The organism is Streptomyces sp. NPDC005728, assembly GCF_040630895.1.
Lineage (GTDB): Bacteria > Actinomycetota > Actinomycetes > Streptomycetales > Streptomycetaceae > Streptomyces.
Map to the genome: position 1 here is coordinate 36739 of NZ_JBEXYL010000052.1, position 15273 is coordinate 52011.

A 15273-nucleotide genomic window follows, 5' to 3' on the forward strand; every position below is an offset into this window, starting at 1 on the left:
TTCAGGGTCGAAAGAGGGGTCTGGGGGCGCGGCCCCCAGCACGACGACGCGTCAGGCGAGCTCGCCCTCTTCGGCCGACGCCCGCCCCGAACCACCGGCCGACTGGAACTCGGCGTCCAGGGCCGACAGATCCGCGTTCAACGCCGCCATCAGTTCCTCCATCTGCTCCAGCAGCCCCTTCGGCTGCCCGGCGGAGCCACCTTGTGGGGGAACGGACTCTTCGGACATGACGGCCTCCTCGGCCCCCGGCCCGGCCCGGGAGGGCCGATGCGGTGACGCGCGACGGCGACGACCGTCCGGCGCGGGTGCCGGACGGTCCGGCTCCGACGAGCCAACGATCACCGCCGGAGCCGGTCACTGGCCTGCCTGGCACCCGGCGCGCCGGGTGGACGATTTTCACCCGACCGAGGACGGTCGTGCCCGGCGGTACCAGTGCGGTTGACGGGGCGGGGGCCGTGCAGGGTCGGTGTATCGACCTTCGAATTCCTGTCGATTGAGGAGACGGTAGTTCAGCGGTCCAGAACTCCTCCCCTTCCGGGAGGCGATGCGGGTTCGAATCCCGTCGGGCACACTGACGAGCCGGAGCGCTGCGCACGCCTGCGCGGTCGCTGGTTGGCGCAGCGCTGGCCCCCGCACGCGGCGAGGGCTTGCCGCGTCCGGGGTTCGAGTCCCCACCGCGACGGCTCGTCCATCAAACGTGCGGCATGACCTCCGAAGCGATCAACTCCAGGTGATCCAGATCGTCCAGATCCAGGATCTGGAGATACGCACGCTGTGAACCGACAGCCTTGTACCGCTCCAGCTTCTCCACCACCTCAGCAGGAGAGCCCGCAAGGCCATTGGCCTTCAGCTCGTCCACCTCACGGCCAATGGCATCTGCTCGACGCTTCACTTCTGCATCCGTCTTGCCGACGCATGCGACGAGGGCATTGGAGTAGGCGAGGTCGTCGCCCTTCCGGCCGTGCTCCTCAGCGGCGGCCCGGACGCGGCCGAACTGACGCTCACTGTCCTCGACGGACGCAAACGGGATGTTGAACTCGTCGGCGTACTGGGCCGCCAGTGCGGGCGTTCGCTTCGCACCATGCCCGCCGACGAGGACGGGTACCTTCCCTTGCTGCGGCTTCGGCAGCGCGGGGGAGTCCTGGAGCTGGTAGTACTTCCCGTCGAAGCTGAACCGCTTGCCGACTTCTGTCGCCCACAGCCCGGTGACGATCGCGAGCTGTTCCTCCAGCCGACCGAACTTCTCCTTCGGGAACGGGATGCCGTAGGCCTTGTGCTCGTCCTCGAACCATCCGGAGCCGAGACCCAGCTCAACTCGCCCGCCGGACATCTGGTCGACCTGTGCAACCTGGATGGCCAGGACGCCGGGGAGGCGGAAGGTGCCGGCGGTCATGAGCGTGCCGAGGCGGATTCGACTCGTTTCCCGGGCCAGGCCCGCGAGCGTGATCCATGCGTCTGTGGGGCCGGGCAGGCCGGAGACGTTGCCCATGTGCAGGTAATGATCAGACCGGAAGAACGCTCCGTAGTTCAGCTCTTCAGCCGTCTTTGCGACGCGGAGGAGCGTCTCGTATGTCGCTCCCTGCTGGGGCTCTGTGAACACTCGAAGATCCATGCATCCATCATGCATGTCGATGCTCCGACGTACGTGCCTGGCACACGCGGAGAGGACGTGGCTTCGGTGCTGTCGCCGTGGCGCGACGATCAGCACCCGGGCCTCACGCTCCGGACGCTTCCTCTCAAGAGGACGGCCCCCCGCAGGAGGCCGTCCGGTGACGGGTCACTGTCGTACCGCCAGGATGATCGCGAGCACGACTACCAAGGTGACGAGTTCCACCACTCCACCTCCTCTCCGGGGAGTACGGCGCAGCGGGAGCCAAGGCCCCTGCCCGCGCCGTTCCCCCGATCAAGCGAAGGTGGCGTCAGTACTGATTATGCATCAAGTCATGTGCAACTGGGCGTAGTTCGGCGGTCAGGGCACCCGCTTGGGGAGCGGGGAGTCGCAGGTTCGAATCCTGCCGTCCCGACTCGTCCGGCGACGCCGGAGGCAGCCGGGTACCACCAACACATCCGAAGGCCGCATGCCACGCGCAGCCATCACCGTGGTCGTCGCAACCCGTGAGGGGACGACGCTGACGAGGGAACTTCCACGGCACGTACTACGACCTGGCCGACTCGCCCGCGCTGCCCAAGCCGGCCCAGGAGAAGATCCCGGTGCTCATCGGGGGGCACGGCGCGACCCGTACCCCGCGCCTCGCGGCACGCTACGCCGACGAGTTCAACATTCCGTTCGCCTCGGTCGAGGACAGCGAGCGGCAGTTCGGCCGGGTGCGCGCCGCCGCCGAGGAGGCGGGCCACAAGGCGGACGACCTGACGTACTCCAACGCGCTCGTGGTGTGCGTCGGCAGGGACGACCAGGAGGTTGCCCGGCGCGCCGCGGTGATCGGCCGTGAGGTGGACGAGCTGAAGGCCAACGGTCTGGCCGGCTCGCCCGCCGAGGTGGTCGACAAGATCGGCCGTACGCCGAGACTGGCTCCCGGCGGATCTACCTCCAGGTCCTCGGCCTGTCCGACCTCGACCACCTGGAGCTGATCGCCGGCCAGGTCCAGTCGCAGCTGTCGTAGGGTCCCCGCACCGGCCCCCTCCGGACCATGACCGGAGGGGGCGGTCCGGCCTGTGACGGTCCTGTGACCGGAACTATGGCCTCCACCACAGCCAGGGCCGCCGGCGCCTGGTGATCTCGTCCGATGGACGACTCCCTGCCCGGCACGCTCTTCGCCCTCCTGGCCATTCCCGCCCTCCTGGCGGTCCCGGTCTGGCTGATCGCGGCCGTCTTCAAACTCGTCTCGGCCGCCGTGCCCGGTCGGCGGCCGGACCGGCGGTCGGAGCTGCTGCGCTGGTCCGCATGGATGACCGGTTCGGGCGCCGTGATCCTCTACCTGCTCGGCGCCGGGGCGGTCGGGTTCGCCGTGCACGAGTCCTCGTCCGGCGCGGACTCCACGCCGTCCCATGACTGCCGCGACGACTACCGGGCCGATCACCTCGTCGGGCAGACGGCCTCCTGGCTGCCGCTGCGGTTCGACTGCGTCCTGGACGACGGCGGCACCTACCCGAGCAGCCCCGCCTACGCCTGGGTCAACGCGCTGGTCGCCGTGCTGGGCCTGGCCTCGATCGCGCTGATCGTGGCGAACGGGTACGCGGCCGAACGCCGGGCCCGGGCGAACGCCGGCGGAGGAGAACGCTGAGCCGGGCCCTGGGCGTGGAGGCGCGGCGACGGCCTGCGGCAGCCCTCGGCCCGCAGGGGCGCCGGTGAGGGCCGGAGCGATGGGTGCCCGTCACTCCGGCCCTCGCCGTTCGTCAGCCGCGCTGCGCGAAGCCGTGGTCGAGGATCTTCTTCGCGTCCTTGAACCGCTCGTCCGCCGACGTGTCCGCGAGGATGGTCCCCACCACGGTCCTGCCGTTGCGGGTCGCCGCGAAGACCAGGCAGAACTTCGCCTCCGGCCCGGATCCGGTCTTCACGCCGATCGCGCCCCGGTAGGAGCCGAGCAGCTTGTTCGAGTTCTTCCACGCGGGCATCGCGTGCGTTCCGCCGCCGGGCCGGTACGACTGCATGTCGTCGTACTCCTTGGTGCCGACGACCTTCTTGAACGTCTTGTTCTTCAACGCGGCCCCGGCCAGCTTCGCGAGGTCCCGGGGTGACGCGTAGTTCCTGCCGTTGGACACCCCGTCGAACGAGTCGAAGTGGGTGTTCGTCAGCCCCAGTTCGCGTGCCTTGCTGTTCATCTTCCCGATGAACGACTTGGTCCGCGCCGCCGTCGTCGGGCCCGTTCCGTAGGTGTCCGCCAGTGCGTAGGCCGCATCGCAGCCCGACGGCAACATCAGCCCGTACAGCAGGTCGCGCACCTTCATCGAGTCACCGAGGATCAGGTTCGCGCTGGAGTAGCGCTGGGTGCCCGTGGCCGGGTCGATGACGTAGTCCGTGTAGGCCTTCTGGATCCTCACCTTCCTCTCGAGGTTCAGGTTCCGCTGCGACAGCACCACGAGCGCCGTCATGATCTTCGTCGTGGAACCGGTCCGCAGCCGTCCGTCCCGCGCCTTGCCGAAGAGCTGCCTGCCCGTGGCCGCGTCCATCGCGTACGCGCCCTGAGCCGACACCTGCGGCGCCGCGGCGGTCGCCGGAGCCGCCTGGGCCGGGGCGGCCGCGAGGACCCCCGCGCCCAGGACGGCACCGGCCGCCACCGCCACGACGGCTCTCCTGCGGACGCCCCCTCGGTCGATGGTCATGGTTCCCCCTTCTGTCAGTGGTCAGTTGACGGGGAGTCACTTCATCAGGTCTCGGCTCCGGGGGCCATGGTGGAGATCACAGGAACCGCGGATCTCGTGGGCGGTGTGCCCGGTCTGTGAACTCTGTGTGCCGGAACTGTGGGCTCCATCACAGCGCGCATGATCCAGGCCTGATCGGATGATCGGGTGCGTAAAGTGCTCCCTCTCGCTCTCACCGGCCTGTTGGCCCTGTCGGCCTGCCAGTTCGCCGGCCAGGACGATTCCGCCGACGACGCCCGCCGCCTCAACACCATGGAGGCGTTCCCGCTGCACGCCTACCTGCCGGACCCGTCCTCGGACCGGGGAAAGTCCATCGGCACGGCGCAGTGGATCCTCGCGAAGCAGTGCATGGTCCGGCTCGGCTTCGCCGGGTTCGCGGTGCTCGACACCAGGAGCGTCGAGTCGACGTACCCGGTCCGGCAGGGAACCCTCGGGAGCCGCAGCAGGACCGGTGACGACAGCCCTTACGGGGTCGACGATCCCGACCGGGCGGCCGAGCACGGCTACCACAACCGGACTCAGGAGGAGTCCTCACAGCCCCAGGAGTGGCCCGCGGACCAGTACGTCGCTCTCACCGGCAGGTTCGACTCCGGCGACAGCCACCACGCCCACGGACACCCCGTCCCCGACGGCGGCTGCCTGGGACAGGCGACGCGGAAGATCTACGGCCCTCCGCCCAAGGTGACGACGGTCAACGGCCTCAAGCTCAGCGGCTACTACTCCCTGGGCCTCCAACTGTGGTACGAGTCCAACAAGCAGGCGCGGAAGGACCCGGCCTGGAAGAAGGCCGACCGTGCGTGGTCGGCCTGCATGAAGGAGAAGGGCTTCCGCTACTCCGACCCGGACAAGGCATCGCTCGACACCGCCTGGTACCGGACCGAGGAGCCGTCGGACAGGGAGAAGAAGACAGCGGCTGCCGATGCCCGGTGCAAGCTCGACACCGACTACATCGGCACCCTCCACGCCATCGAGACCCGCGCTCAGAAGGCGGTCATCAGCAAGCGCAAGAAGGATCTGGACGCCCTGCGCGCAGCGGACGAGCGGGCCGGCGAGAACGCCCGGACGATCATCGACAAGAAGTCATGAGCAGGGCGGTCCGTACCACGGGCGCCGCGGCGACCGCCGCCGCGGCGGCGGTCCTCGTCCTCACCGGCTGCGGGGCGGAGAAGACCGGCTCCCGCGGGGAGGGTCCTCACCCCGGGGGCGTCAGCGCCGAGCCGTTGTGCCCGTCCGGCAGTCCCCGGTACGGCGCCGATCCGGCCGACGGCCCGTCACCCGCCACCACCGCCCCGCATTCCTCCCGTACCCCGCTTCCGCTGCCCACGGGCACCCTGGCGGCCAAGGACGGCGTGCGGATCACCGGCCTGTCCGGCGGGGCGTCCGGCCAGGGCCGCGACTGCGCGAACGCCGGCATTTCCGCCGACTTCACGGTCACCAACCACGCCAGGACGGCGATGACCTACACGGTCACCCTCGGCTTCCTGTCGGCGTCCGGAGGTGCCGTCGACGCCGTGCAGAAGACAGTGGCCGCGGTCTCGCCGGGGCAGACAGCGAAGGGCACCGCCGTCCTCGGGGAACTGCCTGCGGGCGCCCCGGCCGTGACGGGCGTGTCGATCGAGAAGGTGCGGAGCTACCCCGGCGCCGAGGCCCCCTCGACGGGCGGGCCCTGCCCGGCCTCCGGGGTGCGCGTCCACGCCGACCGGGGCGACGCCGCCATGGGACTGCGCGTGGTGGGCCTGCACCTGGAGAACTGCGGCACGCGCGCGTACAGCCTGAACGGCCGCCCCGCGCTCCAGGTCCTCGACGCCGACCACGAACCCGTCACCGGCGTGAGCGTCGTGCACGGCGACGAGATCGCCACGGGCACCGGCGCCGACGGCACCCCGCGGCCCCTCACCCTCGGCCCCGGTGAGCGCGCCTTCGCCGTCCTCACGTGGCGCAACACCACCGAGGCCGGCGACGGCCTCAGTCCCGTCAACGCCCCGTACGTGCGGGTGTGGGCCAAGCCGGGCGCCCGCCCGGTGATCGTGACACCGGAGCTCGACCTCGGCACGACGGGCCGGCTCGGCGTCGGCCCGTGGAAGCCGGAGGACAGCGGCAGGTAGCCCGACCGGCGGGCGGGGCGCTGCTTGAAAAGCGGTGGTCACAGCGGTGCCGACCGGGGAGACTCGGACGTGTGTTCCTGACGATATCGACGAGCGGCACCGCCGCCCTGCCCGCCACCGACCTCGGGTTCCTGCTGCACAAGCACCCCGACAAGGCGCAGACCTTCTCGACCTCCTACGGCACCGCGCACGTCTTCTACCCGCAGGCGGACGCCGAGCGCTGCACGGCCGCGCTCTTGCTGGAGGTCGATCCGGTCGCGCTGGTCCGGCGGGGCAAGGGCAAGGGCCGCGGCGGAGCACCCGACGCGGCACTCGCCCAGTACGTGAACGACCGCCCCTACGCGGCCTCCTCGCTGCTCGCGGTCGCCCTGAGCAGTGTGTTCTCCAGCGCCCTGCGCGGAGTGTGCACCGCCCGCCCGGAGCGGGCCGCCGCGCCCCTGCCGCTGCGCATCGAGGTGCCCGCGGTGCCCGCCCGCGGCGGCCCGGATCTCGTACGACAGCTCTTCGCACCGCTCGGCTGGGCGGTGGCCGCCGACCCGGTCGCCCTCGACACCGAGTTCCCGGAGTGGGGCGACTCGCGGTACGTCCGCCTCGTCCTGGAGTCGGAGACGCTGACCCTCGCCGAGGCACTGCGCCACCTGTACGTCCTGCTGCCCGTGCTGGACGACGCCAAGCACTACTGGGTCTCCTCCGACGAGGTCGACAAGCTGCTGCGGGCCGGCGAGGGCTGGCTGCCCACGCACCCGGAGCAGAAGCTGATCACCAGCCGCTATCTCTCCCGCCGCTGGTCGCTGACCCGGCAGGCGATGGAGCGGCTGGAGCTGGTGCGTCTGGCCGAGGCCGACGACAGCGAGGTCGAGGCGATCGACAACGCGGTCGAGGAGGAGACGGAGGCGGAGGAGAGGCCGACACCGCTGGCCGTGCAGCGGCGAGAGGCGATCGTCGCCGCTCTGCGCGCGTCCGCAGCCGCGCGGGTCCTCGACCTGGGCTGCGGTCAGGGCCAGCTGGTGCACGAGCTGCTCAAGGACGTGCGGTTCACGGAGGTCGTCGGCGTCGACGTCTCCGTGCGGGCCCTGACCATCGCCGCGCGCCGGCTGAAGCTGGACCGCATGGGCGAGCGGCAGGCGGCCCGCGTGCAGTTCTTCCAGGGCTCGCTCGCCTACACCGACAACCGGCTCAAGGGCTACGACGCTGCCGTGCTGAGCGAGGTGATCGAACACCTCGACCTGCCCCGGCTGCCCGCCCTCGAGTACGCCGTGTTCGGCCACGCCCGCCCGCGCACGGTCCTCGTGACCACCCCGAACGTCGAGTACAACGTCCGCTGGGAGACCCTGCCCGCCGGTCACGTCCGGCACGGCGACCACCGCTTCGAGTGGACCCGTGAGGAGTTCCGGACCTGGGCGGCCGCCGTGGGCGAGCGGCACGGTTACGGGGTCGAGTACGCCCCGGTCGGGCCGGACGACCCCGAGGTGGGGCCGCCCACCCAGATGGCCCTGTTCCACCGCAACGACACCGAGAAGGAGGCGAAGGCAGCATGACCGAGACCCGCACGGGACGAGTCCTCCCCGTCACCGACCTGTCCCTCGTCGTCCTCGTCGGCGCCTCCGGCTCCGGCAAGTCCACCTTCGCCCGCCGGCACTTCAAGCCGACCGAGGTGATCTCCTCCGACTTCTGCCGCGGTCTCGTCGCCGACGACGAGAACGACCAGAGTGCGTCGCGGGACGCCTTCGACGTCCTGCACTACATCGCCGGCAAGCGGCTGGCCGCCGGCCGCCGCACCGTGGTGGACGCCACCAGCGTGCAGCCGGACAGCCGGCGCCAGCTCGTCGAGCTGGCCAAGAAGTACGACGTGCTGCCCATCGCCATCGTGCTCGACGTGCCCGAGGAGGTGTGCGCGGAGCGCAACGCGGCCCGCACCGACCGCGCCGACATGCCACGCCGGGTCATCCAGCGGCACATCCGCGAACTCCGCCGCTCCCTCAGGCACCTGGAGCGCGAGGGCTTCCGCAAGGTGCACGTCCTGCGCGGCGTCGAGGAGGTCGAGGCCGCCACCGTCGTCACCGAGAAGCGGTTCAACGACCTGACACACCTCACCGGCCCCTTCGACATCATCGGCGACATCCACGGCTGCGCCTTCGAACTGGAGTCGCTGCTCGGCCGGTTGGGCTACACCGACGGAGTGCACCCCGAGGGCCGTACGGCCGTCTTCGTGGGCGACCTCGTCGACCGCGGCCCGGACAGCCCGGGCGTGCTGCGCCGCGTGATGTCGATGGTGAAGTCCGGCAACGCGCTGTGCGTGCCCGGCAACCACGAGAACAAGTACGGCCGTTACCTCAAGGGCCGCAAGGTCCAGCACACCCACGGGCTCGCCGAGACCGTCGCGCAGATGGACGGCGAGAGCGAGGAGTTCAAGGCGGAGGTGCGCCGCTTCCTGGACGGACTGGTCAGCCACTACGTCCTCGACGGCGGCAGGTTGGTCGTCTGCCACGCCGGTCTGCCCGAGAAGTACCACGGCCGCACCTCCGGCCGGGTGCGCTCGCACGCCCTGTACGGCGACACCACCGGCGAGACCGACGAGTTCGGGCTACCCGTGCGCTACCCGTGGGCCGAGGACTACCGGGGCCGCGCGGCCGTCGTCTACGGCCACACCCCGGTCCCGGAGGCCACCTGGCTGAACAACACCATCTGCCTGGACACGGGTGCCGTCTTCGGCGGCAAGCTGACCGCGCTGCGCTGGCCGGAGCGTGAGCTGGTCGACGTACCGGCCGAGCGGGTCTGGTACGAGCCGGCCAGGCCGCTGCGCAGCGAGGCGCCCGGCGGGCACGACGGTCGGCCGCTGGACCTGGCGGACGTGCACGGCCGCCGTGCCGTGGAGACGCGGCACGCGGGCCGGGTCGCGGTCCGCGAGGAGAACGCGGCCGCGGCCCTGGAGGTCATGAGCCGCTTCGCGGTCGACCCGCGCCTGCTGCCGTACCTGCCGCCGACGATGGCACCGACGGCGACCTCGCAGCTCGAGGGCTACCTGGAGCACCCGGTGGAGGCCTTCGCGCAGTACGCGGCGGACGGGGTCGCGCGGGCCGTGTGCGAGGAGAAGCACATGGGCTCGCGTGCGGTCGCCCTGGTGTGCCGGGACGCGGAGGCCGCGCGCGAGCGGTTCGGCGTGGACGGCCCCACCGGGGCGCTGTACACCCGTACCGGGCGGCCCTTCTTCGACGACGAGAAGGTGACCGAGGAGATCCTCGGCCGCCTGCGCACGGCCATCGGGGAAGCGGGCCTGTGGAAGGAACTCGACACCGATTGGCTCCTGCTGGACGCCGAGCTGATGCCGTGGTCGCTGAAGGCCAAGGGGCTGCTGCGCAGCCAGTACGCGGCCGTGGGCGCCGCCTCGGGCGCGGTGTTCCCCGGTGCGCTCGCCGCACTGGAGGCCGCCGCCGCCCGCGGAACCGACGTGGGCGGGCTGCTGGACCGGCAGCGGGACCGGGCGGCCGACGCGTCCGCGTTCACCGACGCCTACCGCCGCTACTGCTGGACGACCGACGGCCTGGAAGGGGTCCGCCTGGCCCCCTTCCAGATCCTGGCCGCCCACGGGCGCAGCCTCGCCGCGCTGCCGCACGACGAGCAACTGGCCCTGATCGACCGGCTGGTGGAGCACGACGGCAGCGGACTGCTCCGGACCACCCGGCGCCTGTACGTCGACACGGGCGACCCCGAGTCGGTCCGGTCCGGCGTCGACTGGTGGCTGGAGATGACCGGCCGGGGCGGCGAGGGCATGGTCGTCAAGCCGGTCGGCGCGCTCGTCCGCAGCCCGGAGGGACGGCTGGTGCAGCCCGGCATCAAGTGCCGCGGCCGCGAGTACCTGCGGATCATCTACGGTCCCGAGTACACCCGGCCGGACAACCTCGCCAAGCTGCGCCGGCGGTTCCTGAACCACAAGCGCTCGCTGGCGATCCGCGAGTACGCCCTCGGCCTGGAGGCCCTGGACCGGCTCGCTGACGGAGAGCCGCTGTGGCGGGTGCACGAGGCCGTGTTCGGGGTGCTCGCCCTGGAGTCGGAACCGGTCGACCCCCGGCTGTGAGCCGGCCCACCCGGCCCTTGTGCCGCACGAGCCGCTGTCCATACGGTGGACAGCCGTGCGGCACAAGGGTGTTCGCACGTGCGGAGGGGGTGGTGCACATGGAGACCGAGAAGCCCGAGGGAGCGGAGGGCATGGAGATCAGGAAGGTCGTGGTCCGCGAGGACCGGAACACCAGCCGCCGTCCGGCGATCCTGGAGAAGCGGCCGACCCGCTGAGCATGCGTGTTCACCTGGTCACGATGCCCTGGCATCCGCTCGACCTCCCGTCCCTGCAACTGGGCCTGCTGAACCGGCTGGTGCGGCAGGCCCGTCCCGGTGCCGAGGTGACCGAGTTCCACGGCTCGCTGCGCTGGGCGGAGTTCCTGCTGGAGCGGTCCGGGGGCCGGCTGCGGCCCGGGGACTGCGTGGAAGTCGGCAGCGACGCGATCTTCCACGGCCTCGGCGACTGGGTCTTCTCCGGCGTCCTGTACGACGATCCCGGCTGGGGCCTGGCCCGGCTGCGGGACTACGCGGCCGTCCGGGACGTCTTCGTCGACACCGCCGTCGCCATGCGCCCGTACGCCGCCGAGTTCATCGCCTCCTGCGCGACGGAGATACTCGCGGCCGAGCCGGACGTGGTCGGGTTCACGACCACGTTCATGCAGAACGTGCCCTCCCTCGCGCTCGCCCGCGCACTCAAGCGCCGAAGACCCGCGCTGAACGTGGTCTTCGGAGGCAGCAACTGCGACGGCCCGATGGGCCACGCCCTGCACCGCAACCATCCCTTCGTGGACCACGTGGTGCGCGGAGAGGCCGAGTACGCCTTCCCGGCCCTGTTGCGGCACCTGGACGAGGGCACCCCGCCCGTGGACGTGCCCGGCCTGTGCTGGTGGGACGGCCCCGTGTCGCGGGCCAACACCGAGACCCGGCGGACCGTGGCGCCCGCCGACATCCCCTCGCCGGACTACGACCAGTGGCAGTCCGTGCTGGACGCCTCGCCCGTGCAGGAGTACGTCCACCCGAAGCTGGTGGTCGAGGGCGCCCGGGGCTGCTGGTGGGGCGAGAAGCACCACTGCACCTTCTGCGGACTCAACGGCTCCGCCATGACCTTCCGGGCCAAGCCGGGGGAGCGGCTGTGGGAGGAGATCGACCGGCTGGTGCGCCGCCACCGCATCCTCGACGTAGTCACGGTGGACAACATCATCGACATGGCCTACTTCCGTGACTTCCTGCCCCGCGTCGCCGCGAGCGGCTGGGACCTGCGGCTGCACTACGAGGTCAAGTCCAACCTCACCCCCGCACAGCTCCAGCTCCTCGGCGCCTCCGGCACGGTGCACATCCAGCCCGGTATCGAGAGCCTGGGCAGCCGCGTCCTGGACCTGATGGACAAGGGCGTCACCGGCGCCCGCAACGTCCGCACCCTGCGCGAGTGCGAGAACCACGCGCTGACCTGCTCCTGGAACCTCCTCTACGGCTTCCCCGGCGAGACCGCGGACGACTACACGCCGGTCGTCGAGCAACTCCCCGCCCTGGTCCACCTCCAGCCGCCGAGCGGCGCCCACCGCATCCAACTGGAGCGGTTCAGCCCGCACTTCACCGACCCCGCCCTCGGCTTCGGCAAGCGCCGCCCGGCCGAGATGTACCAGCACGTCTACGACCTGCCCGAGGGCGAACTCGCCGATCTGGTCTACCTGTTCGACAGCGAGGACGCGGGCGTCGGCGGCCCGGTCGAGCAGCGGCTGAAGGAGGCCGTCGCCGCCTGGCGGGCCGGTCACGCGCACTCCCGGCTGCTGTTCGAGACGGACGGCGAGGACCTGCTGGTGCACGACCGGCGGCACGGACGGCCGTCCGCCACCCACCGCTTCACCGGCTGGCGGGCCCGCGCCCTGCTCCGCCTGGAGGACGGGCGCACGGTACCCGCCCTGCACCGGCTGCTGGCGGACGACGGCCACGACGTGCCGGCCTACGCCGTCGGCGACTGGGTCCGGCACGCCCTGTCCCTGGGCCTGTTGTTCCGTGACGGCGGAACGTACGTCTCGCTCCCCACCTGGGGCGAGCCGGTGCGGCTGCCCGAGGGCGCGGGGGTGGCCGGGTGAGCGGGCTGCCCGCCGCGGTGCCCCACCGGACGGCGGGCCGCCGGGTCGAGGTGGCCGAGCCGCTGGACCTCGGCGGGCAGGGGCGGGCCACGGCCGAAGCGGTGCGGTTCCTGCGCGAGTGCCAGGGCCTCGGTCTCCGGGTGAGCTGGCGGGCGGCGGGGCAGCCGTCGTACGACCTCCGTGCCCTGCGCCATCTGCCGCCACCCGCCGAACTGCCCGGTGGGGAAGTGGAGTTGGCTGCCTGGCGGGACGGTTACGCGCACGGGACGCTCTACCACCGGCGCGGCCCCGGCTTCGTGACCGTCATGGACCGCAGGGAGCCCGGCACGGCGGCCCGGCTCACCCTCGACCACCCCGGTCTGCTGGCCGCCTTCGACCTGCTCCTGGACCCGACTCCGCTCGACGCCCTGGACGCCACCGGGCGCGAGGCCGCGGATCTGCTGGCCGCCGAGCGGCTGGCCCTGGTCAGCGGCGGCTGGGTGGTGGCCCTGCCCCCGCGCATCCGGCGCTGGCCGGTCCCCTGCACCGCGATCTGAGCGGGTTCAGCCCGCCAGCCGGAGCCGCTGTCCGCACACCCCGACCCGGACCGACTGCCCCCAGGTGAGCTGGAGCGCGTCGCTCTCGATGCCGTCGCCGAAGGCGATGAGCCGGTCGGACTCCACGGTGACCGTGAGGGTCGCAGACGCTGTGAGGTCGCCCGCCACCAGGGTCGTACCCGTGGCCGGTGACGGCCAGGCCTCCCGGACGAACCACACCAGCCGGTCCTCGGTGGGGGAGGGCAGGGGCAGCCGGCTGCCCCGCTCCTGCCACACCGAGCGCAGCCAGCCGGTCGCGCCGGTGCCGGTCCCGACCAGCACCCCGGAGGAGGCCTGGGCCTCGACGGCACCCCCGTCGTCGTCGAGGCCCAGGCGGTAGCGGGCGGTCTGGTGGCCCGGTGTGCCGAGAAAGATCTCGTTGAGCGCCACCAGCCGCTGGGTGTCGTCGGTGACCGCCTCGACCATGGTGAGTTCGTCCACCACGGCGGGCGCCGCCGACAGCAGCTTCGCCGCATCCTGCGGGCGGTGTCGTACCAGCACCCCGGGGTTGCGGCCCGGGTCGGAGTCGATGCCGAGCACCGGCTGGCCCGTCAGGTACTTGGCGACGTTCGCCACCAGCCCGTCCTGGCCGACCACCACGACCACGTCCTCGGGCGCGAACAGGAAGCGGTCCAGGTCGGCCCGCTCCACCTGGGCCTGACGCCAGGTCAGCGGCACGGCGGCGGTCACCTCGGCCAGGGCGCGGCGGGCCCGGCGGTGGCGCTCGGCGACCTCCTCGATGTCCCGGCCCCGGGAGGCGAGGAAGAAGGCGGCCTGGCCGTGCGTGCCGTGCCGGGCCACCAACTCCTCGTACTCCGTGGTGCGACGGACCAGGACGGCACGCGGCGCGAGGCTCACGGCGCCGCCTCGGACGGGCCGCCGCCCAGCTTCGCGAGCAGCCCGGTGAGCACGTCCGGGGAGACCGTGACGCTGTCGATGCGGGGCAGGTTCTCGGCCAGCCGGGTCGCGGTGAGCGCCTGGAGTGTCGTCGTCCCGTCGATGCCGGCCTCCGCGTGCACCCGCAGCCAGGCCGCCTGGGCCTCGGCCCGCGCCTGCCCGACCTCGCGCGCGCCCTCGGCCTCCGCGCGGGCGACCCGTACCGCCCGCCCCGCCTCGGCCTCGGCGAGCTGGAGGGTCCGTGCCGCCTCCGCCTCGGTGAGCTTCAGCGTCCGTGCCGCCTCGGCCTCCGCGAGCTTCACCGACCGCGCGGCCTCCGCCTCCGCCAGCTGAACCGACCGCGCCGCCTCTGCCCGGGCGCGCACCGCGTCCGCGGCCGCCTGCTCCTCGGCCTCCCGGCGCGCGTTGGTGCCCCGCTGCTCGACCAACTGCTCCTCTCTGCGGGCGAGTTCGATGCGGCTGGCCAGCTCGTTCTCGGCGATGGTCCGCTCCCGCTCGACCGCCACGGCCCGCCGCTCGTAGGTCGCCCGGTCGGCCTCCTGCTGGATCTGCTCCCGGGCCGGGGTGCGCAGCGCCCGCTCCACCTCCGGCTCCGGGCGCAGCGCCATCACCCGTACGGCCACCACCTCGATGCCGGTGGCCGGCAGCCGCGGCTCGGTGCCCAGGCCGGCCGCCACCCGTTCGCGCACCGCGGTCACCCCGTCCGCCAGCGCCGCCGACAGCGGTGTCCGGGCGAGGACGTCCAGCGCGTGCTGCTGGGCCGTCTCGGTGAGCAGGGTGCCGAGCTGTTCCAGCGGGGTGCCCCGCCAGGCGCCCGTGTCCGAGTCGATCGAGAAGTCCAGGCGGGCGGCGGCCACGGCCGGGTCGGCGATCCGGTAGGTGACCGTCGCCTGCACCGAAACGTCCTGGAAGTCGGAGGTGCGGGCGTGGAAGGTCATCGCCAGCTCCCGGTCGTCCACCGGCACCTCGGACAGGGCCGCGGTCAGCGCGCGGAACCAGAAGCTGAGCCCGGGGCCGTCGTGGACCAGCGTGCCGGAGCGGTGGTGCCGGATGTGCGCCGTGGGCGCGCCGCGCAGATGGCGCCAGCCCAGGCGCCGGGTGATGTCGGCCATGGATCCCCTCGCTTTTCGTCATCGCGACGATAATTGAGGAATCCGCTTCTCGTCAATAGGACGAAAACAGGAAGGGGCGGAAACGGCCGAGAAGAGCGTGAAGGCGGGCGTCGAT

General features: G+C 72.0%; 12 protein-coding genes, 1 tRNA gene and 1 pseudogene. 9 read left to right on the forward strand and 5 right to left on the reverse strand.

From position 1 onward, the window contains the following. Positions 1-51: 51 nt before the first annotated feature. Entirely contained in the window at positions 52-228 is a 177-nt protein-coding gene (locus tag ABZ471_RS29485) for a hypothetical protein (protein ID WP_359070566.1), read from the reverse strand. Between the two features lie 463 nt (positions 229-691). Further along, entirely contained in the window at positions 692-1612 is a 921-nt protein-coding gene (locus tag ABZ471_RS29490) for an LLM class F420-dependent oxidoreductase (RefSeq protein ID WP_359070568.1), read from the reverse strand. A gap of 339 nt (positions 1613-1951) precedes the next feature. Here ABZ471_RS29490 and ABZ471_RS29495 point away from each other — a divergent pair. The 3 genes and pseudogenes from ABZ471_RS29495 to ABZ471_RS29505 all read left to right on the forward strand — a co-directional run bounded on the left by ABZ471_RS29495 (position 1952) and on the right by ABZ471_RS29505 (position 3242). Continuing rightward, positions 1952-2024, forward strand: a tRNA-Pro gene (locus ABZ471_RS29495). Positions 2025-2139: 115 nt separating this feature from the next. Beyond that, positions 2140-2621: pseudogene (locus tag ABZ471_RS29500) on the forward strand (LLM class flavin-dependent oxidoreductase); the annotation flags it as partial. A 123-nt stretch (positions 2622-2744) separates the two neighbouring features. Continuing rightward, positions 2745-3242: a hypothetical protein gene (locus ABZ471_RS29505; protein ID WP_359070570.1), complete on the forward strand. Its 498-nt coding sequence runs from the start codon at positions 2745-2747 to the stop codon at positions 3240-3242. A gap of 112 nt (positions 3243-3354) precedes the next feature. Here ABZ471_RS29505 and ABZ471_RS29510 read toward each other — a convergent pair whose 3' ends face one another. Then, positions 3355-4281 (reverse strand): D-alanyl-D-alanine carboxypeptidase, encoded by a 927-nt coding sequence (locus tag ABZ471_RS29510; protein WP_359070572.1) that lies wholly within the window; start codon positions 4279-4281, stop codon positions 3355-3357. Positions 4282-4476: 195 nt separating this feature from the next. On the opposite strand from ABZ471_RS29510, the gene ABZ471_RS29515 reads away from it, so the two are divergent. The 6 genes from ABZ471_RS29515 to ABZ471_RS29540 all read left to right on the forward strand — a co-directional run bounded on the left by ABZ471_RS29515 (position 4477) and on the right by ABZ471_RS29540 (position 13110). After that, positions 4477-5406: a hypothetical protein gene (locus ABZ471_RS29515; RefSeq protein WP_359070573.1), complete on the forward strand. Its 930-nt coding sequence runs from the start codon at positions 4477-4479 to the stop codon at positions 5404-5406. Further along, positions 5403-6425 carry a DUF4232 domain-containing protein gene (locus tag ABZ471_RS29520; protein ID WP_359070575.1) on the forward strand — a complete coding sequence of 341 codons (1023 nt, stop codon included), beginning with the start codon at positions 5403-5405 and terminating at the stop codon, positions 6423-6425. The genes ABZ471_RS29515 and ABZ471_RS29520 overlap by 4 nt, the downstream gene beginning before the upstream one ends. A gap of 71 nt (positions 6426-6496) precedes the next feature. Further along, on the forward strand, positions 6497-7963 hold the full coding sequence (locus ABZ471_RS29525; RefSeq protein WP_359070576.1) for a 3' terminal RNA ribose 2'-O-methyltransferase Hen1: 1467 nt from the start codon (positions 6497-6499) through the stop codon (positions 7961-7963). Continuing rightward, complete coding sequence (locus ABZ471_RS29530; protein ID WP_359070578.1) at positions 7960-10500, forward strand: polynucleotide kinase-phosphatase; 2541 nt, start codon at positions 7960-7962, stop codon at positions 10498-10500. The genes ABZ471_RS29525 and ABZ471_RS29530 overlap by 4 nt, the downstream gene beginning before the upstream one ends. Before the next feature lie 217 nt (positions 10501-10717). Then, entirely contained in the window at positions 10718-12574 is a 1857-nt protein-coding gene (locus tag ABZ471_RS29535) for a RiPP maturation radical SAM C-methyltransferase (RefSeq protein WP_359070579.1), read from the forward strand. Then, positions 12571-13110 carry a DUF5825 family protein gene (locus ABZ471_RS29540; protein ID WP_359070581.1) on the forward strand — a complete coding sequence of 180 codons (540 nt, stop codon included), beginning with the start codon at positions 12571-12573 and terminating at the stop codon, positions 13108-13110. Before ABZ471_RS29535 ends, ABZ471_RS29540 begins: the two co-directional genes overlap by 4 nt. Positions 13111-13116: 6 nt before the next feature. Here ABZ471_RS29540 and ABZ471_RS29545 read toward each other — a convergent pair whose 3' ends face one another. Next, positions 13117-14007, reverse strand: coding sequence for a hypothetical protein (locus ABZ471_RS29545; RefSeq protein WP_359070583.1), 891 nt, complete (start codon positions 14005-14007; stop codon positions 13117-13119). After that, positions 14004-15158, reverse strand: a complete 1155-nt coding sequence (locus ABZ471_RS29550; protein ID WP_359070585.1) for an SPFH domain-containing protein — start codon at positions 15156-15158, stop codon at positions 14004-14006. The genes ABZ471_RS29545 and ABZ471_RS29550 overlap by 4 nt, the downstream gene beginning before the upstream one ends. Positions 15159-15273: the final 115 nt, after the last annotated feature.